Origin of the sequence: Alcanivorax sp. REN37 (assembly GCF_041102775.1) — a bacterium.
Classification (GTDB): domain Bacteria; phylum Pseudomonadota; class Gammaproteobacteria; order Pseudomonadales; family Alcanivoracaceae; genus Isoalcanivorax; species Isoalcanivorax beigongshangi.
The window spans coordinates 304681-328616 of record NZ_JBGCUO010000001.1 but is presented as its reverse complement, the minus strand read 5'-3'; the positions used below and the strand labels follow the sequence as shown (position 1 = coordinate 328616).

Below are 23936 nucleotides of genomic sequence, written 5' to 3'. Positions count from 1 at the left end.
GGCGAGGTCCTTCACAACAGTAATTTAGGGAGGTGGCGGTCACGCCACGCGCAGTGAACGCAAGGACTCTTGTTGGTCCCCTCGTTCTACGGCATCAATAAAATCGCGGATGGCGGCCGCCAACCAATCAGGGTCACTGAGCATCAGCCAGTGACCGGCGTCGACATCGCGGCGGTACAGTTCCGGCACCCACTCGTGCAGCTCATCAAACAGGTAGACGCCAGCATAGGCATCCTTCAGCGGCACGATCAGTTGCACCGGGCAGTCAGCGTAGCGCGGCGCCGGGCGCAGCAGGCGCGGAGCAAAGTTGGATCGGTACAGCCAGACGCCGTCGCGACCGTCCACGGTCTGGTAGGGGTTGGCATGCGGCTCCTTCACCCCTTCAACCTTGGACAGGAAGTGTTTCCAATTGCGGCCGACCACGGCTTTCCACATTAACTCCGGTATCAGCGGCAGTTGGAACGCGGTGATATACCAAGAGGACATAAGCTGCTTCAGCGCGGAAACGCGGCTGGCGCTGTCAGACAGGTGGCTGCGCACCCAGTAGCCCATGTGGTCGAGGCTCGGGCCGGACACCGTGGTGTAAGAAAGAATGCGGTCCTTCATCGGCGCGGTGGTGACCGACTCCCAGCTCTGGATCGAGCCCCAATCGTGACCGGCCAGATGGAATTGCTGCCCCGGGATCAGGGTATCCACCACCGCTTCCAGGTCTTCCACCAGCACACTAATTTGGTAAGCCTTGCGCCCTTTCGGCCGGTCGGACTCGCCCGCACCGCGTACGTCATAGGCAATAACATAGAAACTGTCGGACAATCTTTCCGCCACCGGCACCCAAGCCAGATGGTTGTCCGGGTAACCGTGCACCAGCACCAACGGCGTAGCCGTCGGATCACCCCAGGTATAAGCCTGCAGAGAGATCGATCCGGATTGGATACGATGCCGTTGAGTCGTCATGTTGGGGCTCCAGGGCGAGCCTCAGCTCGCAACTTCACATACAGAATTCGCTGCCTGTGACACAGGCGAGTCATGATTACATTTTAAATGGAACCATTAGGCAATGTAATCATTGACGTCGCGAGCTCGCCCGGAAGTCAATGCCTTGTACTGGAGCCCCTATGCTGTTGCCGTCGATGGTTTCTTTCCGTAACGCCTCGTTCTTGCACCATTGTTTGGTTTTGGCGGCCTTGCTACTGGCGCAACCGGCGCTAGCGGACGCGCCCTGGAAGCCGCTGAAAACCGCTACTGCCCGCGGCGAGGTGAGCACCTGGAACCGCCCGGTGGAGGGCTACCCCATCAAGCAGTTCAAAGGTGTGGTGGAAGTGCCCTACTCGGCGCTGAATGTGCTGGCGGTGATCCGCGACGTGCCCAACTTCCCCGATTGGGTGTTCCAGTGCCAACGCGCAGAGCAACGCAGTGAATGGGGAGTGACCCATACCCGCATCATGATCAAAGGCATCTGGCCGGTATCAGATCGGGACGTAGTAGTGAACACTGCAATCACTCAAGATCCGGCCACACTGGCGATTACGGTGGCGTCTCGAGCCACCGATGCGGTCTACCCGCCACAGCGGGGTTATACCCGCCTGCCGGAACTCGACAATCGCTTCGTGGTGGAACCCTTGGCCGACGGCTGGAGCCGGGTCACCTTCGAGACTTTTGTGGACCCCGGCGGCTCGATCCCCACTTGGCTGTCGAACTTCGTCGCTACCAAGGCACCGCTGACTACCTTGCAAGGACTGCACGCGCAACTGGAAAAACCTGCTTACCGGGTCTATGACGCACATCAATTGTCGCTGCCGGATCCGGACGCGCTGCGCTTCCCTGCCGCGCATCTCGCTCCGTGAAACAAAGCGGGCGCCGTTGCCGGCGCCCGCGCTTGCTCAGCTTTTCACGCGTAGGAACTCGGGGTAGGCCTCCATCCCGCACTCCGGCACATCGAGCCCGTTGTACTCATCCTCTTGGGACGCGCGCAGCCCCATCAACTTACCGAGCAGCGCCCAAACCAGCAGTGACATCAAGAAGATCCACAGGAAGATCACCGCGATACCCGCCAACTGTCCCACCAGCGTGGCATCCGGGTTGGCCCATGGCACCAACAGCAAACCGAGGATGCCGCAGCTGCCATGCACCGAGATGGCGCCGACCGGATCATCAATGTGTAGCCGGTCAAGCCCGAGGATGCTCAGCACCACCAGCACACCGCCCAGCGCGCCATACAGCGCCGCCAGCGCCGGCTCCGGATTCACCGCATCCGCCGTGATCACCACCAGTCCGGCCAGCACACCATTGAGCAGCATGGTCAGATCGGCCTTGCCGAACAGCAGCCGCGACATCAGCAACGCCGCCACACCCCCGGACACCGCCGCCATATGCGTGTTCAGGAACGCCATCGCCACCAAATTGGCACTGTTGCCGTCCGACAGCTTGAACACCGAACCCGCATTGAAGCCGAACCAGCCCAACCACAGCACCATGGTGCCCAGCGCCGACAGCGGCAGGTTGGAGCCAGGAATGGCGTTGATGGTGCCATCGCTGTTGTACTTGCCGCGCCGCGGGCCGAGCAGCAGCACTGCCGCCAGCGCTGCCGTGGCGCCTGCCAAATGCACTACGCCAGAGCCAGCAAAATCGCTGAAGCCCAGTTCGCCGAGATTGAATAGACCGAACACATCCCGGCCGCCCCAGGTCCAGGCGCCTTCCATGGGATACAGGACTGCGGTCATAACCATGGCAAACAGCAGGAACACCCACAGCTTCATGCGCTCTGCCACGGCGCCGGACACCACCGACATGGCGGTAGCCACGAACATCACTTGGAAGAAGAAGTCGGCACCGCGGGCGTAGTTGGCGTCACCGCCAAAGCCGTTACGGCTGGACGCATCGAGCATGCTGGCCAGATCGAACTGGCCGATGCCATGCAACAGCAGCGGCCCACCGTACATGATGGCGTAGCCCACCAGCAGGTACATGATGGCGGCAATGCAAAACAGCGAGATATTCTTGGTGAGGATTTCAGTGGCGTTCTTGGCTCGGACCAAACCGGCTTCAAGCATCATGAAGCCGGCGGCCATCCACATCACCAGCGCGCCGCAGACAAGGTAATAGAACGTATCGAGGGCAAAGCGAAGTTCAAGCACGTGTTCCACAGGACAACCCTCCGGAGATGGACGTCGCGATCAGTAGGCATGGATCGTTGGGTGGAGCGGGTGGATCAGACGGCGTCTTCGCCGGTTTCCCCGGTACGAATACGGATCGCCTGGAGCAACTCGGTGACGAAGATCTTGCCGTCGCCGATTTTTCCGGTATTGGCCGCCTTGGCGATGGCATCCACCACCTGGTCGAGGATGCTGTCGCCGATGGCCACTTCGATTTTCACCTTGGGCAGGAAGTCCACCACGTACTCAGCACCGCGGTAGAGTTCGGTGTGGCCCTTCTGCCGGCCGAAGCCTTTCACTTCGGTAACGGTGATGCCCTGGACGCCGATCTCGGACAGCGCCTCGCGCACGTCGTCAAGCTTGAACGGCTTGATAATGGCTGTGACGAGTTTCATGTACTTCTCCTCTGGCGAGCACCGCGACGCGATGCATTCCAATACGACGGGCCGCGCCCGTCTGGTCAGTGGTGGGCGGACGCCCTGTCACTGCGTCTGGTTTTTTGCACGATCCATGCCTATTTGAATTCGCACGCAAAATCAGAGAGTTGCTGTGTCTGGCCCACTGTCGCGGGCACAAGACCGGGCCATTATAGCGCAGCACTTGGCCGCGCTCCCCATTTTGGTGCGCAAGCGGTCGCGGCGGCGCTGGCCGCGGTCCGGGGGCGGCGCTACCATGGCCGCTTTGCTGACCACGCGGACAAGCCATGAACGACCTGCCCTTGATCGACCGCCTGATGGCGGACATCAGCCGCCGCCTGCCGGCGGGCCTTGGAGAACTGCGCGATGAAGTAGAGCGCAGCGTGCAAGCGGTGCTGCGCGAGACCATCACGCGCATGGATTTGGTTGGCCGGGAAGAATTCGACGTGCAGCAGCAAGTCCTGCTGCGCACCCGCGAAAAACTGGAAGCGCTGGAGCGCAGCGTGGCCGCGCTCGAACAACAAAGCAGCTGACCTGCTTCATCCCGGATAGCTGACAACCACTATCAGCGTTGTCGGCTGTCCAGCCCGCCCGGGCGGCGCCACACTGCCGCCATGTCTTCGTTCTCCCGCATTCTCAGCCGTGCCGAACTTGGCCTTGAAGCCCCAGAAGTGGTGGTGGAAACCCATCTGTCCGGCGGCTTACCGGGCTTCCATATCGTCGGCCTCGCCGAAACCGCGGTAAAAGAAAGCCGCGACCGCGTACGCTCGGCCTTGCTCAATAGCGGTTTCAGTTTTCCGCAACGCCGCATCACCGTGAACTTGGCACCCGCCGACCTACCCAAGCAGGGAGGCTGTTTCGACCTGGCCATCGCCACCGGCATCCTCGTAGCCAGCGGCCAAGTGCCCGGCACCCAGTTAGAGCATTTAGAGTTGGTCGGTGAACTAGCGCTGTGCGGTGGTCTGCGCCCGGTGCGGGCGCCACTGCCGGCGGTGCTAGCCTGCCAACGGGCCGGCCGCAAACTGGTGCTACCCCAGGGCAATGCAGCCGAGGCAGCACTGGTACCGGGCGTGGCATTGATGGCGGACTGCCTGCGCAGTCTGTGTGCGGCGCTGGCCGGGCAGCTGACGCTCACAGCACCGGTGGCCAGCGAGCCGCCGCAGTCTCCCGAATCACCCCTGTGCCTGTCCGACATCCGCGGCCAATCCCATGCCAAACAAGCACTGGAGATCGCCGCCGCCGGCGGTCATTCACTACTGCTGTGCGGCCCGCCAGGCAGTGGCAAGAGCATGCTCGCGCAGCGGCTGCCTGGTCTGCTGCCGCCACTCACAACGGCACAGGCCATCGAGGTGGCCGCCGTGCATGGACTGCGCAATCCGCGCCCATTGGCCGCCCTCCACCTGCCTCCATTTCGCGCGCCACATCATTCAGTCAGCACGGTGGCGCTGGCAGGCGGCGGCGCGCAGCCGCGGCCCGGCGAGGTGTCCCTCAGCCATCACGGGGTGTTGTTCCTCGATGAGTTGCCGGAATTCCAGCGCAATACCCTGGAAACACTGCGTGAGCCGCTGGAGACCGGCGAAATCCATCTGGCACGGGCGGCTTACCGCACCCGGCTGCCGGCGCAGTTCCAGCTGGTGGCGGCGATGAATCCTTGCCCTTGCGGCTACTTGGGCGACCCCCAGCGCGCCTGCGGTGATCCGTGCCCACGCGCGGCGCGCTATCAGCAAAAGCTGTCCGGCCCGCTGCTCGACCGGATTGATTTGATGGTGGGCGTCAGTGCGGTGCGGCCGGCAGAGTTATTGTCGCTGCCCAGCGGGCAATCCAGCACCGACATCCGCGAACGGGTCATGGCGGCGCGGCAGCGCCAATGGCAACGGCAACCGGGGCTGAACCGCAATCTTGATCATCAAGCGCTGGCCCCGATCCTGCACCGGCACCAAGACTGGCTGACACCAGTGGGCGAGCGCTTGGGACTGTCAGCTCGCGCCACCCACCGCTTGTTGCGGGTGGCGCGGACAGTGGCGGATCTGGCGGCAGAAACCGAGGTCAACGCTCAGCACCTGCGTACGGCCTTGGCGTTCCGGCATTGGCAAGGCTGAACAGGCGGCCGTTCAGAGTGCCGAGCACAGGTGGCCCCCATCCACCGGCAACGCCACGCCACTCATAAACCGTGAAGCATCAGACGCCAGCAGCAACAGCGGCCCGCTGATGTCTTCCATCTCGCCAACACGGCGGAACGGCACCCGACTGATCTGACGCTGGCCGGCTTCTGAGGCCAGCCAATCACGGTTGATTTCGGTTACGAAGTAGCCCGGACACAACGCATTGCAGCGGATGTTATAGCGCGCATAGTCAAGCGCCACTGAACGGGTGAACTGCACTACCGCGGCCTTCGAGGCTGCATAGGCCGGTAGCTGGTTGCCGACCCGCAGCGCTAACACCGATGCCACGTTGACCAAGTTGCCGGGGCGGTCCGCTGCGCGCCACGCTTTGATGGCCGCGCGGCTCACCGCCCACACGCCTTTGAGATTGGTGTCCAGCACCGCATCCCAGTCGTCTTCGCTGAGCGACTCCGTGGTGCCAAGGCGGCTGATGCCGGCATTGTTGATCACTACATCTAGCGCCGGCATACGCATGAACGCCTGCTCAACGCTGGCGGGGTCCGCCACATCCATCCGCAGCACCAGCGCTTCGCGACCGAACGCCCGCACCGCAGCAGCGGTTTGCTCAAGTCGCTCCAACCGCCGTGCCGCCAGCACCAGATCAGCGCCAGCTTCCGCCAACGTCACCGCGAAATGGGCACCGAAGCCGGACGACGCCCCGGTCACCAGCACCCGTTTGCCCTGCATGGAAAAGCGGTCCTGCATCTCAATCTCCTTCGCTGGATGTCACACCGGGCGACCGCTGCCGGCGGCCCGACCCGCTGTTATGATACGCGCTTCCCGCACCGGAGCCGCCTGTGAACAACCTCAATCCGCGCCAGCAAGAAGCCGTGATGTACACCCAGGGGCCCCTGCTGGTGCTGGCCGGCGCTGGCTCCGGCAAAACCAGCGTCATCACCCGCAAGATTGCCTGGCTGATCGAGCATCACCAGATCAGCGCCCGCCACATCGCGGCGGTCACCTTCACCAACAAGGCGGCGCGGGAAATGAAGGAACGCATCGGCACTCTGGTGTCGCGCAGCGCCTCGCGCGGCCTGATCGTGTCGACCTTCCACAACCTTGGCTTGCGTATCCTCAAGTCCGATTTGGCACTGTGCGGTTTGCGCAGCGGCTTCTCGATCCTCGACCAGGCCGATGGCCGCGAGTTGCTGAAGGAGCTGCTGCACCAAGGCGACAGTGAGCGCGATCTCGACGCGGTGGATTTCATCCTGCACCGCATCTCCTCATGGAAAAACGACTTGGTGTCACCGGAACAGGCACTGAGCTTGGCGCAGACCGACGACGAGCAACGCGCTGCTATCAGCTACAGCCGCTACAACCGCATGCTGCGCGCCTGCAACGCGGTGGACTTTGACGATCTGATCTTTCTGCCAGTAACGCTCTTGCGTGACCACCCCAGCGCGTTGGAAAAATGGCGTAACCGCATTCGCTACCTGCTGGTGGACGAATACCAAGACACTAACAGCGCCCAGTACGAGCTGGTGCGGCTGTTGGTAGAACCGCTCGGCCGCTTCACCGTGGTCGGCGACGACGATCAGTCGATCTACGCCTGGCGTGGCGCGCGGCCGGAAAACCTCGCCCAACTACAGCAGGACTGGCCGCATCTGAACATCGTCAAACTGGAGCAGAATTACCGCTCCTCCGGCCGCATCCTCAAAGCCGCCAACGCAGTGATCGCCAACAACCCGCATGTGTTCGAGAAAACGCTGTGGTCCGACTACGGCTACGGCGAGCCGATCCGGGTGGTAGCGCTGGCCGATGAGGAGGCGGAAACCGAGTGGATTGCCACCGATATTTTCCACCAGCGGCTACAGCGAGGCCTGCGTTGGAAGGATTTCGCGGTGCTCTACCGGGGCAATTTCCAGTCACGCGCGCTGGAGACCAAGCTGCAAACCATGCAGATCCCCTACAAGGTCTCTGGTGGACGCAGCTTCTTCTCGCACACCGAGGTGAAAGACCTGATGTGCTACCTGCGGCTGCTGGTGAACCCGGACGACGACAACGCATTCCTGCGTATTATCAACACGCCCCGGCGCGAGATCGGCTCGGCAACGCTGGAGAAGCTGGCCGGTTGGGCCGCCAAGCGCGGCCAAGGGCTCTATCACGTGTGCGACGACATGGCGCTCGACAGCGTGTTGCCGGCCCGTGGCGCCGAGCGGCTGCGCGAGTTCAAGCAGTGGATGGACCAGAAGCGCGAGCTGAGCCAGCGCGACCATTCCACCCAAGCCGTGCGTGAACTCATCAGCGAACTCAACTACGAAGGCTGGGTGCGCCAGAACGCCTCCAGTCCTCGTATTGGCGACCGCCGTGTGGAAAACGTTTGGACGCTGGTGGGCAGCTTGGAGCGGATGATGGAACGCGACGAAGAAGATCGCGACCTCGCCAGTACCATCGCGCGCCTGGTGTTGATCGACATGCTCGAACAACAGGATAACGAGGACGACACTGACCGCGTGCAGCTGCTGACACTGCACGCCGCCAAGGGGCTGGAGTACCCCCACGTCTACCTGATGGGCATTGAGGAAGAGCTGCTGCCGCACCGCGCCAGCATCGAGGACGACAATATCGTTGAAGAACGGCGTTTGATGTACGTGGGCATCACCCGCGCTAAAGCCAACCTGACGCTGACCCACGCGCTGACACGTAAGCAATTCGGGGAGCGGGTGGGCACAGTACCGAGTCGTTTCATCGAGGAGATGCCGCAGGACGACCTGCAATTCCACGGCGAGGGTGCAGTGCACGATCCGGACCAAGCTGACGCCATCGCGCAGAACAGCCTCGCCGGTTTGCGGGCGCTGTTGGGCGACTGAGCGGGCATAAAAAAACCGGCGCACACAGCGCCGGTTTCTTTACAGCTCCGACTCGTCCGCCGGCTCTTCGAGCGGCTCGGGAATGTCGGCGGGGTCCATCTGTGGTGGCGGCGGCTGACGCAGCACGGTATCCGGAATTTCCGGCTCTGCCACCGGCACCGGTTCCGGATCGCCGCACGCGGCCAACCCCATCAGGACTCCCAAGAGCAGTAGGCTGCGCATAGCTTACTTAGACTTGGAAACCATGTAATCGACGGCGGCATGCAGCTCTTCGTCAGAGCAGTCCATGCACAGACCTTTCGGCGGCATGGCATTAAAGCCTTCGATGGAGTGCTTGTAGAGCGTGTCGATGCCCTTAGCGATGTGCGACGCCCACTCACCGGCGTTGCCCATGCGCGGCGCACCCGCGGCGCCAGTGGAGTGGCAGGCGGTGCAGGAGCTGTTGAACACCGCCTCACCGGAGCGCGGCTCCTTGTTGCCGGCGTCGGCTACCGTGGCCACGCCACAATTGTCGCCTTCCACACACACCGTGCCGGACGGCTTGATGCGTTCGGCGATGGCGCGATCGCTGAAAACAGAGCGCTCACTGGCGGCAAACGGGGAACCGGAGTTGGCGGTCGCGGACGAGCCGAAGACCAGCAGAGCCAGTGCGGCAGCAATGGCAACAATGAATTTGTTCACGATCAATACCTCATCTCGGCGTGGGGGTGCGGCGCGAGGCCATGCGCCACGGGCCCGGCGGCGGCGATTATACCCGCACCGGGACAATGGTTGAAACAGTCGCTACGAAAGTGCCGTACGCGGCAGACTGAGGGTGAATACACTGCCCTCGCCCAGCACACTGCTGACCTGCACTTCGCCACCATGGCGCTCGGCCACCACCTTGACGAAACGCAGCCCCAATCCGGCACCGCGAGTACGGGCACCGCCGGCGCTGCGGGCACGGGAATAGGCCTTGAACAGATGCTGGAGGAAGTCCGGCTCGATACCCACGCCGTGGTCCTGCACCCGGCAATGCACGCGCTGGCCGGCGCAGTAGAGCTTTACACTGACGTCGCGGCCGGCACCAGAGTACTTCACCGCATTGGTCAGCAAGTTGACCATGCCGCGCTCAAGCAACTCGTGGTTACCGTTCACCCACACTTCTTCGGCAAGGTCGTATTCGAACTCCACCCGGATCTGCCGCTGCACCGCCTGAGCGTTAACCTGCTCAATAGCACTTTCCACCACCGGCAGCATATCCAGCAGCACGAAGTCCTCCTGCTGCACCGACTCGGCGCGGGCCAATTGCAGGAATTGCTCGGCAAAGTTCAGGCTGCGGCGGGCGTAATACTCAGTCTGCTCAAGGAACTGACCCGGCTCCAGCGGCGCCTTGCGCGACTGCTCCGCCAGCGCCAACAGCGACACCATCGGGCTGCGCAAGTCGTGCGACAGGAAGTCCATCATCTCGCCACGGGCGCGGATGGCGTTCTTCACTTCACTGATGTCTTTCAGCGTGACGATCAGTACTTCGCCGGGATGCTGGCCAGCACGAATGCGCAGCACATCCACATACAGATCGAGCCCGCCACGACTGCGACACTCCAGTTGGGCGCGGCCGCTGGACAACGCATCGCAAAGAATGGCGCGCCAATTGAAATCCTCCGACAGCACCAGCTCGCGGCCGATATCCAACAGCGACAGCTGCGCCACCCGACGCTGGGTCAGTCCCAGCCATTCTTGCGCCTGGGTATTGAGGAACAGCAGGCAGCCGCAGGCATCGGCAATCGCAATGCCGTCGCGCAACTGCTCCAAGCTAGCTTCGAAGAAGCGCGTCAGCGCTTGCTGCTGCACCTCCTGCGCCGCCATCCGCTCGATATGACTTTCCACCACGTCATAGTGGTTGTCGGCGTGGTCTGGCAACGCGTCGCTACGCGCAATCATGGCGCGCACCCATTGTTCCTGAGCCGGGGTCGGCGCGCCTTCGTTCCAGACCAGCGACAGCTCGTAGCGCTGATGGTCATGAATCATGCTGTAGTGGCGACCGCGGGTGCCCTGCCAGCTGCGCTCCGGCACGGCCGCGCCACCCTCACTGCGCGCGAGCCGGTTCGGCACCCCCGGCACCGCTGGACGAATGCGCCAAGCGGTCACCGGCATCACCTGCTCCAACCACACCAGGAAGTCATCCAACCGCGCCTGTTGCACCAACCGCTGGTTGAGGTCGTCGTGCAGCGACTGACGCTCCAGCGCCGCACGCATGTAGCCGATCGAGTACTCTAGCCGCCGCCAAGTCCAAAGCGGGTAGGCCATCAACGCACCGATCATCGCCGGCCCCACCGGGAACCACAATTGACGCCAATACAGCATGGTGTAACTGAATAGCAGCACCCCGAGCACCGCCCCGCCGACCACCGGAATCGACCAGCGCGGCGCCACGAACGGCAGCACCGTGGGCGCAATCAATGCCAGCGCTAACGACAGCCCCCATACCCAGGGGGTCGGTAATGGCCGCAGCAAACGGTGCTCGCGCAGTGCCGCAAACACGGACGCGTTCAACTCCACTCCTGGCAGCAACCCACGTCGGCCAGACAGCGGCGTCGGCAATACGTCTCCCAGCCCTTGGGCGGAGGCGCCGACAAACACAATCTTGTCTTTGATATCAGACGCCGCAGCGCGGCCGTAGAGGACATCCAGCACCGACACCCGGCGGAAACCCTCGCCCTTCTGCGAGAACGGCACCATGCGGTAATACTGCCGCACCACACCGCTGCGGGCGGCATAAGCCTGCCGCGCTGGGTACAACGGCAGCGCGCGCGGATCCTCGTGGTCGAGCAGAGCCAACGACAGGTGCGGCCACCAGGGCTGGCCGACGCCGGAGCGCATGTACAGACCGCGCACCACACCGTCTTCGTCGAGTTCCACGTCCACGTGACCCATGCCGGCGGCGGCGCGCGCAAAGGAGCTGTGCGGCATCACCTCCTTGAGGTTGGCACCGCCGTCGCCTTCGGACACATGCACCGGCAAGAACACCGAGCCGTGGCGAGCCATGGCGGCCACCAAGGCAGCGTCGGATTCCGGTCGTACCCGGTCGGGTTCGGAGAAGATCAGGTCGAGCACGATGGCGCGGGCACCGAGATCATCCAAGGCCCGCACCAACTGGGCATGGACGCTGCGATCCCACGGCCAGCGGCCGATTTCCTGCAAGCTGGGCTCGTCGATGGTGACGATGGTGATATCTGCCACCGTCGGTTCCGGCAGCAGCTTGAGCATGTTGTCGTAGAAATAACGGCTGAGCGACATCCACGCGCCGGTGTGCAGCAGGACAATGCATAGTCCTGCCACCACCAGCAGCACCGCCAGGTGCTCAAGGTAATAACGCCGGGATGTCTCGCGTTTCACATTGTCACGCTGAGCCACCACCTTGCGCCGTCACGGCGAAAGGTGTCAGGCCTCTCCCGCATGCATGCCATCCATGCCGCGCGACGGACAGAGCGCAGCTGCCTGCCCTGCGTTCATGCGGCCCCTCCCTGCTCGTCCACCGGCTCAAGGCGGTAACCGTGTTGGTAAATGGTCTTGATGCGGTAGCCCCGCTCCGGCCGGATTTCCAGACTGCGCCGGATGCGGCTGATATGCACGTCCACGGTGCGCGATTCGATCGCGGACATGATGCCCCACACCTTTTCCAGCAGGTGCGCGCGGGACATCAGTTTGCCGATGTTCTGGAACAGATAGCTGGCGAGCTCGAAATCTTTGTCGGTCAGTTTCACCGGTGCACCGTCGAGCGTGATGGTACGGCGTACACGATCCACCACCCACGGGCCGACTACCTGCTCAGTTTGCGGGACTACCTCGCCGACGCCGGAGCGGCGGCCGAGCGCGGTAATGCGGGCCAGCAGTTCAGACTGGCGCACCGGCTTCACCATATAGTCGTCCGCACCGGCAGACAGCGCGCCCACTACTGAGGCTTCGTCGTCACGCTGGGTCGCGAACAGCACCGGCACGGCATTGCCGCTCTGGCGCAGCTCTTCAAGCACCGACAGACCGGAAAAGTCCGGCACTTCCCAGTCCAGCAGCAACAGGTCGAAGGTCTCGCGGCGCATCAGCACCATGAACTCGCGGCCACTGGCACAGTGGTTACAGGTGTGCCCCGCTTCGGTGAGCCAATGCTGGATCAGCTCTGCTTGTGCCTGATCATCTTCCAAGTAGGCAATACGCAAGGTTCCGCTCCTTCTTCGATCCCTGGGTCAGTCAGTGGGGCCCGGCAGAGTCATGGTCTTGCCGGACCGAGCACAGTGATTCCGTGCCATGGTGTATCCGTCCGTCGGCCCTGCGACCCGCTTCAGAGGTGCGTCAATGCGCCCACCCCCGTGGCCACGGCCGCTCAGCTGCGCCGGAGCGCCGGCCGTCGGTGGAGCAGGCAATATAGCGGTACCCGTCCCACTTGCCCATCGCCGCCCCCAATTGAGGCAGGTGCATGGACGGCAGCGGCGAGAGTCCGTATCATTGCCGCCCACTTCCGGAGCAACTTTCCGGAGTCCGCACCCGTAGCTCAGCTGGATAGAGTACTGCCCTCCGAAGGCAGGGGTCACAGGTTCAAATCCTGTCGGGTGCGCCATCTTGAAGCAGTACAAAACGGGCCCGCCGCAGCGGGCCCGTTTTTCGTTGTGCACGAATATTTCACCAGCAACGAAAGTACCAGCAGAAAATGGCACATTTGCCACAAAAAACGAGCAGTCAGTTGTAAAAGCTGCTTTTCGTTTTATGCCAGCCCTCCGCCTTGACGCCTCCGCTGCCGCAGCGGCACCATGCGTTCTGGCACGATCGAACCTGATCCGTCACACCTCCTAAATTTCCTCGAGGACCACGCCATGGACGCGGCTTGCCACCTCTTCCAAAACTCACAGCCGGACCTGCCGTCCGACTATGCGTTGCTCAACGACGGCATCGCGCTGGATCAGGCCGGCGCGCCAGTGACCTGCCCACAGGATGCGGAGTTAGTACGTGCTTACTGCTTCCATGGTCTTCAATTGTGTGCCGCCAGCGCCGACGCGGAGCTTGATCGCATTGCAGACCGCTTGGCGGCCGTTGCCGCACTGGCCGGTCGCGAGCATTACCGCCGCGCACTACAGGCGCTGCGCGCCGAGTTAGCAACGGTCTAACTTGTGGTGAATAAAAAAGGCCGGCAATGCCGGCCTTTTTTATTCACTCAACACCTACAGCGATCAGACCGCATCAAGTGCCTGGCGCACGTCGTCGAGGATATCGTCGATATGCTCAATACCGATCGACAGCCGCACCAGGTCGGCGCTCACACCGGCCGCTTTCAGCTCGTCGTCAGACAGCTGGCGGTGGGTGGTGGTGGCCGGATGGCACGCCAGTGACTTGGCATCGCCAATATTCACCAGCCGCTTGATCAGCTGCAGCGCGTCGATGAAGCGGGCGCCAGCTTCGCGGCCGCCCTTCACACCAAAGCTCAGGATCGCCGCCGGCTGGCCACCCATATAACGCTTAGCCAGTTCGTGGAAACGGCTGTCCGGAAGACCGGCGTAATTAACCCAGTCCACTTTCGGATGCTGCTGTAGGAACTCCGCCACTTTCTGCGCGTTCTCGCAATGGCGCTCCATGCGTAGCGACAGCGTTTCAATGCCCTGCAGGATCAGGAACGCGTTGAACGGCGACAGCGCAGCGCCCATGTTGCGCAGCGGTACCACGCGTGCACGACCGATGAAGGCCGCTTCACCCAACGCTTCGGTGTAGATCACGCCGTGATAGGACGGATCCGGCTGGTTGAAATGCGGGAAGCGCGGGTTGTCTTTCCACGGGAATTTACCGGAATCGACGATGGCGCCGGCTATGGAAGTACCATGACCGCCCATGTATTTGGTCAGCGAGTGCACCACGATGTCCGCGCCGTGCTCGAACGGACGGCACAGCACTGGCGTCGCCACGGTGTTGTCGACGATCACCGGCACACCATGCGCGTGGGCCACGTCCGCCAGCGCTTGCAGGTCAACAATGTTGCCCGCCGGGTTGCCGATGGACTCGCAAAATACCGCCTTGGTGCGGTCGTCGATCAGGGCACCGATGGCGGCCGGATCATTGCCGTCGGCAAAACGCACTTCAATACCCAGCGTCGGCAGCGTGTGGGCAAACAGGTTGTAAGTGCCGCCGTAGAGCTGGCTCACCGACACCACGTTGTCGCCGACCCGAGCCAGGGTCTGAATGGCGGCCGTGATCGCGGCCATGCCGGAGGCCATGGCCAACGCGCCGATGCCACCTTCAAGCTCCGCCACGCGCTGCTCCAGCACCGCGTTGGTGGGGTTCATGATGCGCGAGTAAATGTTGCCCGGCACTTTCAGGTCGAACAGGTCAGCGCCGTGCTGAGTGTTGTCGAAGTAGTAGCTGGTGGTCTGGTAGACCGGCACCGCCACGGCGTGGGTTTCCGGATCACCGGCGAAGCCGCCGTGGATGGCAATGGTTTCACGTTTCATGGGTTACTCAACAAATCGCAGAAAGAGGACAGGATAGCCGAACTATAGTCACCCGGCCGCCGGGCTGAAAGAACCTGTGGCGCTAAGCTCATTCCGGCGGCGGGGCGTTAGCGGGCGGGACGCAAACGTTCGGCGATTTCCACGCTGACAAAGATCGGACCGATCAACAGAAACACCAGATCGTCAACGAACGACGGCTTTTTGCCTTCCACCTTGTGTCCCCAGATCTGCACCACCCACGCCGCCAACCAGACCACCACCGCCGTCCACAGCAATGACAAAGGACTGGCTTCCACCAACCGGATCAGCACCACCGACAACGCGAACCAGCCGATCATCAACACCAGCGTGCCGAATGACAGCCTTGCATAAACGATGGCCGCGAGGACGCCGGCGACGGTGGCGCCATTGATCCAATACGCTGCACCGCCGTCCAGCCCCAGCCAGCTGCCGACCGGAATCAGCCAAAACAACGCCAAAGTGGAAATGAAAATGGCAGGAACGCAAATGAAGTGAACCCATTGGTTGACCGGGTGCTGATGGCTCTCGCCGTAATCGGCCAAGAATTGCTGCAAACTGCGCATGGCACTCTCCTTTATTCTGGTTCGTTATCGGGAGGCGACAACGGGTCGCAATGGCGCCCAATGCGTGTCGTGCCGGCATTGTCCCGCCAGCTTAGGGTGCCGACAAGCCCGCGCTGACCGGCGTTGCCGGCGATCACGCCAAGCGTCATGGAGCCGGATCACAGTTCTGCAATTGCTGGTTCAATGCCGCCAATACCTGGTGCCGGTGGAGCACACCCAGCAACAGGCCTTGGTCGTCTACTACCGGATAGATTTTGGGTTTCTGGTGCAGCATCAGCGCCGCCACATCCAGCACCTGGGCATCTGGCTTCAGCGTCAACGGCGAGCGGTGCATAACGTTTTCGACCCGCTCACCACCTTCGCAGAAGTAGCTGGCCATCAGTAGCGTGCGCAGGCAGTCCTGCTCGGAGACGAAGCCCACCACCTTGCCATCAGCACACACCACTGGCATGCCCAACAATCGGTAGCGCAGCAGCAGCGCCACCACCTCGGTCAGCCCAGTGCCTTCCGGCACCGACTGCGGTTGCCGCGTCATGATGTCCTCGACCAACCATCCCGCCATAACGCGCCCTCCGCGAGCCGGATGCAGAAGAAGGCGTGTCCGTTAGCAGACACGCCCGTACCCGCTCAGGCTTACCCGCTCACTCCAGTAAAGGCAACCCGGAGCGCCAGGGCGGCACTACTTCTTGCGCGCTTTTTTCGGAGCAGACGCTGCCGCTGCGGGGCCGACCACCGGCTTCTGCGCACGCGCTTGTTCGGCTTCCTCGTGCCAGCCAAGCGCGTCCAGCACGCCAGCGCCGTAGGCCGGGTCAGCCTTGGTGCAGAGCGCGATCTGGCGCAAACAGATTTCCTTCGGCACGCCCGCCATGTTGGCCGCCATGTTGCTGCACAGCGCTTGCTGCTGCTCCGGGCTCATCAACCGGAACAGTTCGCCGGGCTGGCTGTAATAGTCGTCATCCAGCTCGCGGTAGTCGTAGCGCCAGGCGTCGCCGTCAAGCGCCAGTGGCGGCTCTACATAACGGCGGTCATGCTGCGGACCGCCGAAGCTGTTGGGTTCGTAGTTGACGCTGCCACCGCCGTTGTCACCGCCGGCCATCAAGCCATCACGGTGATAGGTGTGCACCGGGCAGCGGGGACGGTTCACCGGCAGCTGATCATGGTTGACGCCGAGCCGGTAGCGGGCGGCATCGGCGTAAGCGAAGATGCGGAATTGCAGCATCCGGTCAGGGCTGTGACTAATGCCCGGCACCACGTTGGCAGGACTGAAACTGGCCTGCTCTACTTCCGCGAAGTAGTTGTCCGGATTGCGGTTCAACTCCAGCTCACCCACTTCGATCAGCGGAAACTCCTTCTGTGACCACACTTTGGTCAGATCGAATGGATCAAAGCGGTGCGCCTTAGCCTGCGCCTCGGTCATCACCTGAATGCAGAAGCGCCAGCGGGGAAAATCGCCGTTCTCGATGGCATCGTACAAATCGCGCTGGTGGGTTTCGCGGTCTTTGCCGACCTGCTTGATGGCTTCATCATCGGTCCAGTTGTCGATACCTTGGCGTGATTTGAAGTGAAACTTCACCCACACCCGCTCACCCTCGGCGTTGATCAGGCTGTAAGTGTGGGAGCCAAAGCCGTGCATGGTGCGGTAGCTGGCCGGCAACCCGCGGTCAGACATCAGGATGGTGACCTGGTGCAGTGACTCCGGCACCAATGACCAGAAGTCCCACATCGCGGTGGGGTTACGCAGGTTGTTGCGCGGGTCGCGCTTTTGGGTGCGAATGAAGTCGGGGAATTTATAGGCATCGCGCACGAAAAACACCGGCGTGTTGTTGCCGACCAGATCCCAGATGCCTTGTTCAGTGTAGAACTTCAACGCAAAACCGCGCACATCACGCTCGGCGTCTGCCGCACCGCGCTCGCCGGCCACGGTGGAGAAGCGCAGCAGTACATCGGTTTGCTTACCCACTTTAGCGAACAGCGCAGCATGGCTGTACTTGGAAATATCCTGGGTGACGGTCAAGGTGCCGAACGCCGCCGAACCGTTGGCGTGCACCACGCGCTCCGGGATCCGCTCACGGTTGAAGTGGGCGTGCTTTTCAAACAACGGCCAGTCCTGCACCAGTAGCGGGCCATGCGGGCCAGCGGTGAGGCTGTTTTCGTTTTCACCCAGCGGAATGCCGGTGGCGGAAGTCAGCTGCTGCGGTTGCGACGACTCGCCGCCAGAGGCTTTTTTCTTGCGGACCGATTTGGTGCTGTTGACGCTGCTCATAATGGCTTCTCCCTGCGATGGTGTGCTGAGCGGCCCCCGGCATCAGGACATTCGCCACCTGCATGCCGAGCCGTCGCATCACCATACGGCAGCTGGATGCGCGCACTGTGTCGGTTCACGAAATTTCACTTTTTTAACGCGCCAGATCGACCACCACAAAAAGACACTCGCCCCCATCCGCACCTCTGACTATGATCAGTTCCATTGCCCGCCGGGCATGCCAATCCAGCACCGCAATGAATTGATCGAGGACGCGACAAGATGGGAATCATGAGTGAGTTCAAGGAATTTGCCGTCAAAGGCAACGTGGTCGACATGGCCGTCGGTATCATCATCGGCGGCGCTTTCGGCACCATCGTTCAGAGTCTGGTGAACGACATCATCATGCCGCCGGTGGGCCTGCTGCTGGGCGGCGTGGATTTCTCCGAGCTGTTCCTAGTACTGCAGGGTGACGGCGTTTACGCCACCCTTGCCGATGCCCAAGCCGCCGGCGCCGTGACCATCAACTACGGCGCCTTCATCAACAACGTGGTGAGCTTCCTGATCGTGGCATTTGCGGTGTTCATGCTGGTGAAAACCGTCAACCGCATGAAGCGCAAAGAAGAAGCGGTGGAAGCACCGGCAGCGCCAGCCGCTCCAGCAGAAGAAGTCGTGCTGCTGCGTGAGATTCGCGACAGCCTGCGCAAAGACTGATCCGGCTCGGGCCCCGGCCGCGGGGCCCGTGTTCACTCCGCTTTCGCGCCATGGCGTCCAACACCGCGCTCGAAACGCTCCGCCCCCTGTTGTGCTTCGCCGCTGCTAAGCGTCATCAGGCCAAGGCTGAATTCATCCCGTAGCGCTTCCACCTCATTTTTTGACCACTGCCCCAGTGCGCTGGCGCGGTCATGCCGCAGACATTGTTGTGGGAAAGACGCCAGCTGCAACGCCAGCTCACGGGCGCATTGTTCCAGCTCGGCATCGGGCACCATCCTGTTGGCGAGGCCCATGGCGAGCGCTTCTTGGGCATCCACTTCGCGTCCGGTGAGGATCAGGTCCATCGCCCGGCTGCCGCCGATCAAACGCGGCAACCGTACGCTGCCTCCATCAATCAACGGCACCCCGAAGCGACGGCAAAACACACCGAAACGGGCACTTTCCGCCGCCACACGCAAATCCGCCCACAACGCCAACTCCAGCCCACCCGCGACGCAGTAGCCGCGGACAGCAGCGATCACTGGTTTGCTGAGCTGCATGCGGGTCGGCCCCATCGGCCCGTCACCCTCAATGTGTAGGGCATTGGTGCGAGCGCTGTCGCCAGCGGCCAGCGCGTGCAGGTCGGCGCCCGCGCAGAAGTGCTCGCCAGTCGCCGTCAAGATCGCCACCGACAGCCGCTCTTGCGCTTCGAAATAGCGGAACGCATCGGCCAACGCTTCAGCGGTGGGACGGTCCACCGCATTGCGGCAGGCTGGGCGATTGAGCCGCACCCACAGCAGTGGGCCTTCCTCCTGCACCCGTACTGGTTGTTCAGTCGTCATGGTCATTCCCCAAAATGCGCTGCACCGTGCGCCGCCCCATGGCACGTCGGCGGCGCCGAGCCTGGGCGGCAATCAAACGTGAAAACTCGACAATGATACGGCGGTCCTCATCGTTCATATCACGGAACATTTCCGCAAAGATATTGTAATCCTGCTCCCACGGCGGGCCGTTATCTTCACGAATCACGCACACCTGAGAGCGTCTTTCTCGCAACCGGTATACACCACCCTTGACCTGCGTCGGCGCCGCTATGCCCAGCCAGGTTTTCACCTGCACCGCCAGCGGCGGCTCAAGCTGTGTCAGTAGATGATCAACGGCAATATCGAACGGCATCCTGTCTAGCAACCTGAGAGGTACGTTCATGGGCCACTCCTTGAAAAAGATGGCGCCCATTATGGGAATACGCACGACCTCTAACCATGCAGTTATGCCAAAAAATCGTTTGCACAATCACAACAAAAAACGCCGGGATAACCCGGCGTTCAGTGATCACTCGGTGGCGAGCTTCATCATCACCAAGCCCGACACAATCAGCACCGCGGCCACCACCCGCAGGGCATTCACCGGCTCCGACAGCACGGTGATGCCGACGACGAATGCACCTACAGCACCGATACCGGTCCAGATGGTGTACGCCGTGCCGAGCGGCAGACTGCGCATGGCCACCGCCAGCAAGCCGAAGCTGATCATCATCGCCACCAAGGTAATGACCGTCGGCCCGAGGCGAGTAAAGCCCTCGGACTGTTTCATGGTGAACGCCCAAACAATTTCAAACAGTCCCGCGACAAGCAGAAAAACCCAAGCCATGACGGCCTCCTACACTGCGCGCCAGGCCGTCCTGGACTTAAAACCCATGGGATGGGGGAGGTCGTTCCTCCTGATTGGAGTGCCCACCACCAGCAGCGCTGGCCAGCGGGCGCACCTATATTAGCGGCAGTCACCAGCCAACGCTCGATTCGAGCAAGGTTTTTACCATCGGCCGCCCCGCCGACGGCCGGGGCCCACTGCTCATTTCCCCATGCCGACGGCGGTGCTAGGCTGCCCCCGGTTCTTGAGCAGGATATCGATTGTGACCGAAGCCACTTATTCCCATACCGAAGAAGTCATCAACAGCCTCACCCACGGCATTGGCGTCGGCCTCAGCGTGGTCGGCACGGCCCTGCTGGTGACGTTTGCTGCGCAACAGGGCGACCCCTGGAAAATTATCAGCTTCAGCATTTTCGGCTTCAGCCTGGCGCTGTTGTACGCCGCGTCGACGCTGTACCACGGGTTCCGTAACCCGGCGCTACGGCGTGCCTTCAAAATGCTCGATCACTGCGCCATCTTCATTCTGATCGCCGGCACCTATACGCCGTTCCTGCTGGTAAACCTGCGTGACTCGGTGGGCTGGACCATGTTCGCGGTGATCTGGGGGCTGGCGCTGCTCGGCGTCGGCCTGAAGATTGCCTTCGTCAACCGCTTCAAACTGGCGCGGGTGATGATCTATGTGTTCATGGGCTGGCTGGTGATGTTTGCTTCCCGCGAGCTGCTCACCCACGTCAATGACCTGGGCTTCTACCTGCTGCTAGCCGGGGGCATCACCTACACCGCCGGCGTGGTGTTCTATCTAGCTTCAGTAATTCCCTATAACCACGCCATCTGGCACCTATTCGTAGTCGGCGGCAGCGTGTGCCACTTCCTCGCCGTGTTCTACGGCGTGCTGCCCTACCCCTACGCTTAATCAGTTTTCCTGATACCACGTCACCAGCCGGCCCGCTGTTTCTGATGCGGGCCGGTGATTAGTCTGCCTCCACCACGCGGCACGCTGCCGCGATATCGCATGGGATGGAGGTGCCGTAATGGCCAAGGTTCTGATTCTGTACTACAGCACGTGGGGTCATGTGGAGACGCTGGCCGAAGCCGAAGCAGAGGGCGCGCGCAGCGTGGCCGGGGTAGAGGTCACCATCAAGCGCGTCCCGGAACTGATGCCGGACGAAGTAGTGGCCGCCATCCACGCCAAAACCGATCAAGCGGCTGACATTGCTCGTCCGGAAGAGCTGGCGGACTACGACGCCATCATCTTCGGCACCCCGACCCGGTTCGGTAACATGGCCGCGCAAATGCGCAACTTCCTCGACCAAACCGGCGGCCTGTGGGCCCGTGGCGCGCTGGTGGGCAAGGTCGGCAGCGTGTTCATCGCCACCGGTACCCAGCATGGCGGCCAAGAAACCACCATTACCTCGTTCCACACCACGCTGTTCCACCACGGCATGGTGGTGGTGGGCGTGCCTTACTCGATTCCGGAGCTTTCCAACATGGATGAGATCACCGGCGGCACTCCCTACGGCGCCAGCACCCTGGCCGGTGCCGACGGCCAACGCCAACCGAGCGCGAATGAACTGGCGATTGCCCGAGGCCAAGGCCGCCACGTGGCCGAGCTGGCACTGAAGCTGGCGCGCTGAGCGCTGTGCCCTCAGCAATTAGGCTGCGGGCTTCTGGTTTCACGACTCCAACGGCGGGTGCCGCGCCGGGGCGGCGCGGCGGCTGATGTAACGGTTCAACAGGCCCATCGCCACCTGATACGGCCACGCCCATTTGCGCTGCACCCAGAAACCGAAACGCACGTCCGCCGAGGTATAGATCCAGAAACGCTTGCGCCGCACGCCGCGTAGAATGCGCGCGGCCGCCACCGCCGGTGTCACCGCATGGCGCTGGAACCGCTGGGTGAGTGCGATCACTTCTGGATGATCACGATCCACGCCAACAATCCGCAGCGTACGCACTAAGCCAGTGTCCACGCCGCCCGGGCACACCAAACTGACGCCAATGCCGTGCTGCTGGAGGTCATAACGCAGCACTTCGGAAATACCGCGCAAACCGAATTTGGTGGCGCTATAAGCCGCGTGCCAAGGCAACCCGAACAGTCCCGCCGCCGACGATACATTGACGATCTGGCCACCGCTGCCGCGTGCGATCATCGCCGGCAGGAAACTGTGCAGCACATGTACCGGCCCCATCAGGTTGATATCCAGCAGCTGGCGCCACATCGCCAGCGGGATCTCGCCCACCTCGCCCCAAATCGAAATACCTGCCACATTGAACAGCATGTCCAACGCCCCGCCCTCAGCATGGGCCGCGTCCGCTAATTGCTGCACCGCACCGGCATCGCTGATGTCGAGCGGCTGCGCCAATGCCACCTGCACCCCTTCGGCCCGCAACGCCGCCACCGTGTCCGCCAGCGCCTGCTGCTGCACGTCGGTGAGGATCAGCACCGCGCCAGCAGCGCCCAACTGTTCCGCCAGCGCGCGCCCGATGCCGCTGGCCGCACCGGTCACCAAGCAGCGTTTGTGTTGAAAATGGCCCATGGCCGGTCTCCGTGGATGATCAGTGGCGCCATGGTGCCCGAGCACTGCCGCCGCCACAGTAGCGACCCCGGCCAGTATCGGTAGCGAGCGCGGACACCATGGCCGCGATGGGTGCGCATCACCTACTCTTTGGGACTCTATTGCCACGGACCCTGGCCATGACCGCAACCAGCCCTTCTGACGACTGGATTTCCACCCGCCATCTGCAGCAGTTGCTGCGTCATGCCGGCGGTTTGCGCCCGGTGGTGGAAGCGCTGCTGGCTGAGGTTGGCCTGTCACCGGCAGAACTGCTGCACGGCGACGGCACGGTGCCGGTATCGCAAGTGGAAGCCTTGCTGGAGCTGGCCGAACGGCGCTTCAATGAACCCGCCATGGGGCTGCGTTTGGCCAGCACTCTGCAGCCGGCGGCGCTGGGCGTGCTCGGCCTGCTGGTGCAAACCTGCGACAGCTTCGGCGACGCCATTCAGACCGTGATCCGCTTCAACGGCTTGCTGAGCAGCTTTGGCGAGACCGCCATTGAGTTCACCCCGGGCCGGGTGTCGGTGAAATGGCGCTGCCGCAGCGGTGGCCCACGTCTGCGGCGCCACGCCAGCGAATATGTGCTCGGCTTGTTCGTGTCATTTGCGCGCCACCTGATCGGCGACCAGGCGCGCCCGTCAGCGGTGAACCTGCCGCATCCATCCGGTTCCAATGCTGCCCGCAGCGCCGCCGAGACGTTTTTCGATTGCCCGGTGCATTACGCCCAGCCACTGGCCGAGGTCTCGCTCGACGCACGGCTGCTGAACCTGCCGCTGGCGCACAGCGATCCGGGCCTGCGCCGTACACTGGAGCAGCACGCCCAAACCATGCTTGAGCAGGTGCCAATGGCGCCGTCGCTGCCGGATCAAGTGCGCCGCTTGTTGCGCGATGCACTGGAACACGGCAAGCCGCAACGCGAACTGATCGCTGAGCAACTTGGCCTTAGCGGCCGCACCCTGCACCGCCACCTTGAAGACGCCGGCACCGGCTTCCAGGAAATCCTCGAGCAGGAACGCCTGCGGCTGGCAGAGCAGACTCTCGCTCACACCCGGCTGCCCCTGAAGAAAATTGCCGACCAGCTCGGTTTCCAAAGCCCGCAGACCTTCATCCGCTGGTTCCGTAAACAACGTGGCTGCACGCCTGCCGCCTGGCGCGCGCAGGCCGATACCACCACGCCGTTGTGATCTGTTGTCCGCTTACCG

Annotated in this window: 25 protein-coding genes and 1 tRNA gene; 10 read left to right on the top strand and 16 right to left on the bottom strand. The window is 62.5% G+C overall.

The window, feature by feature from the left end; translation table 11 throughout:
- Positions 1-39 precede the first annotated feature (39 nt).
- Positions 40-954, bottom strand: a complete 915-nt coding sequence (locus tag AB5I84_RS01450; protein ID WP_369454052.1) for an alpha/beta fold hydrolase — start codon at positions 952-954, stop codon at positions 40-42.
- Between the two features lie 161 nt (positions 955-1115).
- Here AB5I84_RS01450 and AB5I84_RS01445 point away from each other — a divergent pair, with 161 nt between their 5' ends.
- Positions 1116-1844: an START domain-containing protein gene (locus AB5I84_RS01445; RefSeq protein ID WP_369454051.1), complete on the top strand. Its 729-nt coding sequence runs from the start codon at positions 1116-1118 to the stop codon at positions 1842-1844.
- Between the two features lie 36 nt (positions 1845-1880).
- Here AB5I84_RS01445 and AB5I84_RS01440 read toward each other — a convergent pair whose 3' ends face one another.
- Complete coding sequence (locus AB5I84_RS01440) at positions 1881-3143, bottom strand: ammonium transporter family protein (RefSeq protein ID WP_369454050.1); 1263 nt, start codon at positions 3141-3143, stop codon at positions 1881-1883.
- Between the two features lie 65 nt (positions 3144-3208).
- Positions 3209-3547, bottom strand: a complete 339-nt coding sequence (gene glnK / locus AB5I84_RS01435) for a P-II family nitrogen regulator (RefSeq protein ID WP_369454049.1) — start codon at positions 3545-3547, stop codon at positions 3209-3211.
- 308 nt (positions 3548-3855) lie between these two features.
- On the opposite strand from glnK, the gene AB5I84_RS01430 reads away from it, so the two are divergent.
- Together AB5I84_RS01430 and AB5I84_RS01425 are read left to right on the top strand one after the other, a co-directional pair.
- A complete protein-coding gene (locus AB5I84_RS01430; protein ID WP_369454048.1) occupies positions 3856-4101 on the top strand; it encodes an accessory factor UbiK family protein in 246 nt (81 codons plus the stop codon).
- 81 nt (positions 4102-4182) lie between these two features.
- Complete coding sequence (locus tag AB5I84_RS01425) at positions 4183-5667, top strand: YifB family Mg chelatase-like AAA ATPase (RefSeq protein ID WP_369454047.1); 1485 nt, start codon at positions 4183-4185, stop codon at positions 5665-5667.
- A gap of 12 nt (positions 5668-5679) precedes the next feature.
- Here the strand turns inward: AB5I84_RS01425 and AB5I84_RS01420 are convergent, their stop codons facing one another.
- Entirely contained in the window at positions 5680-6435 is a 756-nt protein-coding gene (locus AB5I84_RS01420) for an SDR family NAD(P)-dependent oxidoreductase (protein ID WP_369454046.1), read from the bottom strand.
- Between the two features lie 92 nt (positions 6436-6527).
- On the opposite strand from AB5I84_RS01420, the gene rep reads away from it, so the two are divergent.
- Positions 6528-8540, top strand: a complete 2013-nt coding sequence (rep, locus tag AB5I84_RS01415) for a DNA helicase Rep (RefSeq protein WP_369454045.1) — start codon at positions 6528-6530, stop codon at positions 8538-8540.
- Between the two features lie 39 nt (positions 8541-8579).
- Here rep and AB5I84_RS01410 read toward each other — a convergent pair whose 3' ends face one another.
- The 4 genes from AB5I84_RS01410 to AB5I84_RS01395 form a co-directional block, all read right to left on the bottom strand.
- Positions 8580-8732: a hypothetical protein gene (locus AB5I84_RS01410; RefSeq protein WP_369454044.1), complete on the bottom strand. Its 153-nt coding sequence runs from the start codon at positions 8730-8732 to the stop codon at positions 8580-8582.
- A 33-nt stretch (positions 8733-8765) separates the two neighbouring features.
- The gene (locus AB5I84_RS01405; RefSeq protein ID WP_369454043.1) at positions 8766-9221 is read right to left on the bottom strand and encodes a c-type cytochrome; all 456 of its coding nucleotides are present in this window, start codon (positions 9219-9221) and stop codon (positions 8766-8768) included.
- Positions 9222-9323: 102 nt separating this feature from the next.
- The gene (locus tag AB5I84_RS01400) at positions 9324-11918 is read right to left on the bottom strand and encodes a CHASE2 domain-containing protein (RefSeq protein ID WP_369454042.1); all 2595 of its coding nucleotides are present in this window, start codon (positions 11916-11918) and stop codon (positions 9324-9326) included.
- Between the two features lie 113 nt (positions 11919-12031).
- Positions 12032-12736: a response regulator transcription factor gene (locus tag AB5I84_RS01395; RefSeq protein WP_369454041.1), complete on the bottom strand. Its 705-nt coding sequence runs from the start codon at positions 12734-12736 to the stop codon at positions 12032-12034.
- A 321-nt stretch (positions 12737-13057) separates the two neighbouring features.
- Here AB5I84_RS01395 and AB5I84_RS01390 point away from each other — a divergent pair.
- Together AB5I84_RS01390 and AB5I84_RS01385 are read left to right on the top strand one after the other, a co-directional pair.
- Positions 13058-13134: transfer RNA gene (locus AB5I84_RS01390), tRNA-Arg, on the top strand.
- Between the two features lie 253 nt (positions 13135-13387).
- Entirely contained in the window at positions 13388-13678 is a 291-nt protein-coding gene (locus tag AB5I84_RS01385; protein WP_369454040.1) for a hypothetical protein, read from the top strand.
- A gap of 63 nt (positions 13679-13741) precedes the next feature.
- Here the strand turns inward: AB5I84_RS01385 and AB5I84_RS01380 are convergent, their stop codons facing one another.
- The 4 genes from AB5I84_RS01380 to AB5I84_RS01365 form a co-directional block, all read right to left on the bottom strand.
- On the bottom strand, positions 13742-15010 hold the full coding sequence (locus AB5I84_RS01380; RefSeq protein ID WP_369454039.1) for a bifunctional O-acetylhomoserine aminocarboxypropyltransferase/cysteine synthase: 1269 nt from the start codon (positions 15008-15010) through the stop codon (positions 13742-13744).
- Between the two features lie 107 nt (positions 15011-15117).
- Entirely contained in the window at positions 15118-15594 is a 477-nt protein-coding gene (locus tag AB5I84_RS01375; protein WP_369454038.1) for an Mpo1 family 2-hydroxy fatty acid dioxygenase, read from the bottom strand.
- A gap of 145 nt (positions 15595-15739) precedes the next feature.
- Positions 15740-16156 (bottom strand): CBS domain-containing protein, encoded by a 417-nt coding sequence (locus AB5I84_RS01370; RefSeq protein WP_369454037.1) that lies wholly within the window; start codon positions 16154-16156, stop codon positions 15740-15742.
- A gap of 117 nt (positions 16157-16273) precedes the next feature.
- Positions 16274-17857, bottom strand: coding sequence for a catalase (locus tag AB5I84_RS01365; RefSeq protein WP_369454036.1), 1584 nt, complete (start codon positions 17855-17857; stop codon positions 16274-16276).
- A 270-nt stretch (positions 17858-18127) separates the two neighbouring features.
- Here AB5I84_RS01365 and mscL point away from each other — a divergent pair, with 270 nt between their 5' ends.
- Positions 18128-18550 (top strand): large conductance mechanosensitive channel protein MscL, encoded by a 423-nt coding sequence (gene mscL / locus AB5I84_RS01360; RefSeq protein ID WP_439650176.1) that lies wholly within the window; start codon positions 18128-18130, stop codon positions 18548-18550.
- 32 nt (positions 18551-18582) lie between these two features.
- On the opposite strand, the gene AB5I84_RS01355 is transcribed toward mscL, so the two are convergent.
- From AB5I84_RS01355 to AB5I84_RS01345, 3 genes are all read right to left on the bottom strand, one after another.
- Positions 18583-19371, bottom strand: coding sequence for a crotonase/enoyl-CoA hydratase family protein (locus AB5I84_RS01355; RefSeq protein WP_369454034.1), 789 nt, complete (start codon positions 19369-19371; stop codon positions 18583-18585).
- Complete coding sequence (locus AB5I84_RS01350; RefSeq protein WP_369454033.1) at positions 19361-19735, bottom strand: hypothetical protein; 375 nt, start codon at positions 19733-19735, stop codon at positions 19361-19363. Before AB5I84_RS01350 ends, AB5I84_RS01355 begins: the two co-directional genes overlap by 11 nt.
- Positions 19736-19861: 126 nt before the next feature.
- Positions 19862-20179, bottom strand: a complete 318-nt coding sequence (locus AB5I84_RS01345; RefSeq protein ID WP_369454032.1) for a DMT family transporter — start codon at positions 20177-20179, stop codon at positions 19862-19864.
- 211 nt (positions 20180-20390) lie between these two features.
- Here AB5I84_RS01345 and trhA point away from each other — a divergent pair, with 211 nt between their 5' ends.
- Together trhA and wrbA are read left to right on the top strand one after the other, a co-directional pair.
- Positions 20391-21092: a PAQR family membrane homeostasis protein TrhA gene (trhA, locus tag AB5I84_RS01340; protein WP_439650175.1), complete on the top strand. Its 702-nt coding sequence runs from the start codon at positions 20391-20393 to the stop codon at positions 21090-21092.
- 118 nt (positions 21093-21210) lie between these two features.
- Complete coding sequence (wrbA, locus tag AB5I84_RS01335; protein WP_369454030.1) at positions 21211-21813, top strand: NAD(P)H:quinone oxidoreductase; 603 nt, start codon at positions 21211-21213, stop codon at positions 21811-21813.
- A 39-nt stretch (positions 21814-21852) separates the two neighbouring features.
- Here wrbA and AB5I84_RS01330 read toward each other — a convergent pair whose 3' ends face one another.
- Positions 21853-22716, bottom strand: coding sequence for an SDR family oxidoreductase (locus AB5I84_RS01330; protein ID WP_369454029.1), 864 nt, complete (start codon positions 22714-22716; stop codon positions 21853-21855).
- Between the two features lie 158 nt (positions 22717-22874).
- Here AB5I84_RS01330 and AB5I84_RS01325 point away from each other — a divergent pair, with 158 nt between their 5' ends.
- Complete coding sequence (locus AB5I84_RS01325; RefSeq protein WP_369454028.1) at positions 22875-23918, top strand: AraC family transcriptional regulator; 1044 nt, start codon at positions 22875-22877, stop codon at positions 23916-23918.
- Positions 23919-23936: the final 18 nt, after the last annotated feature.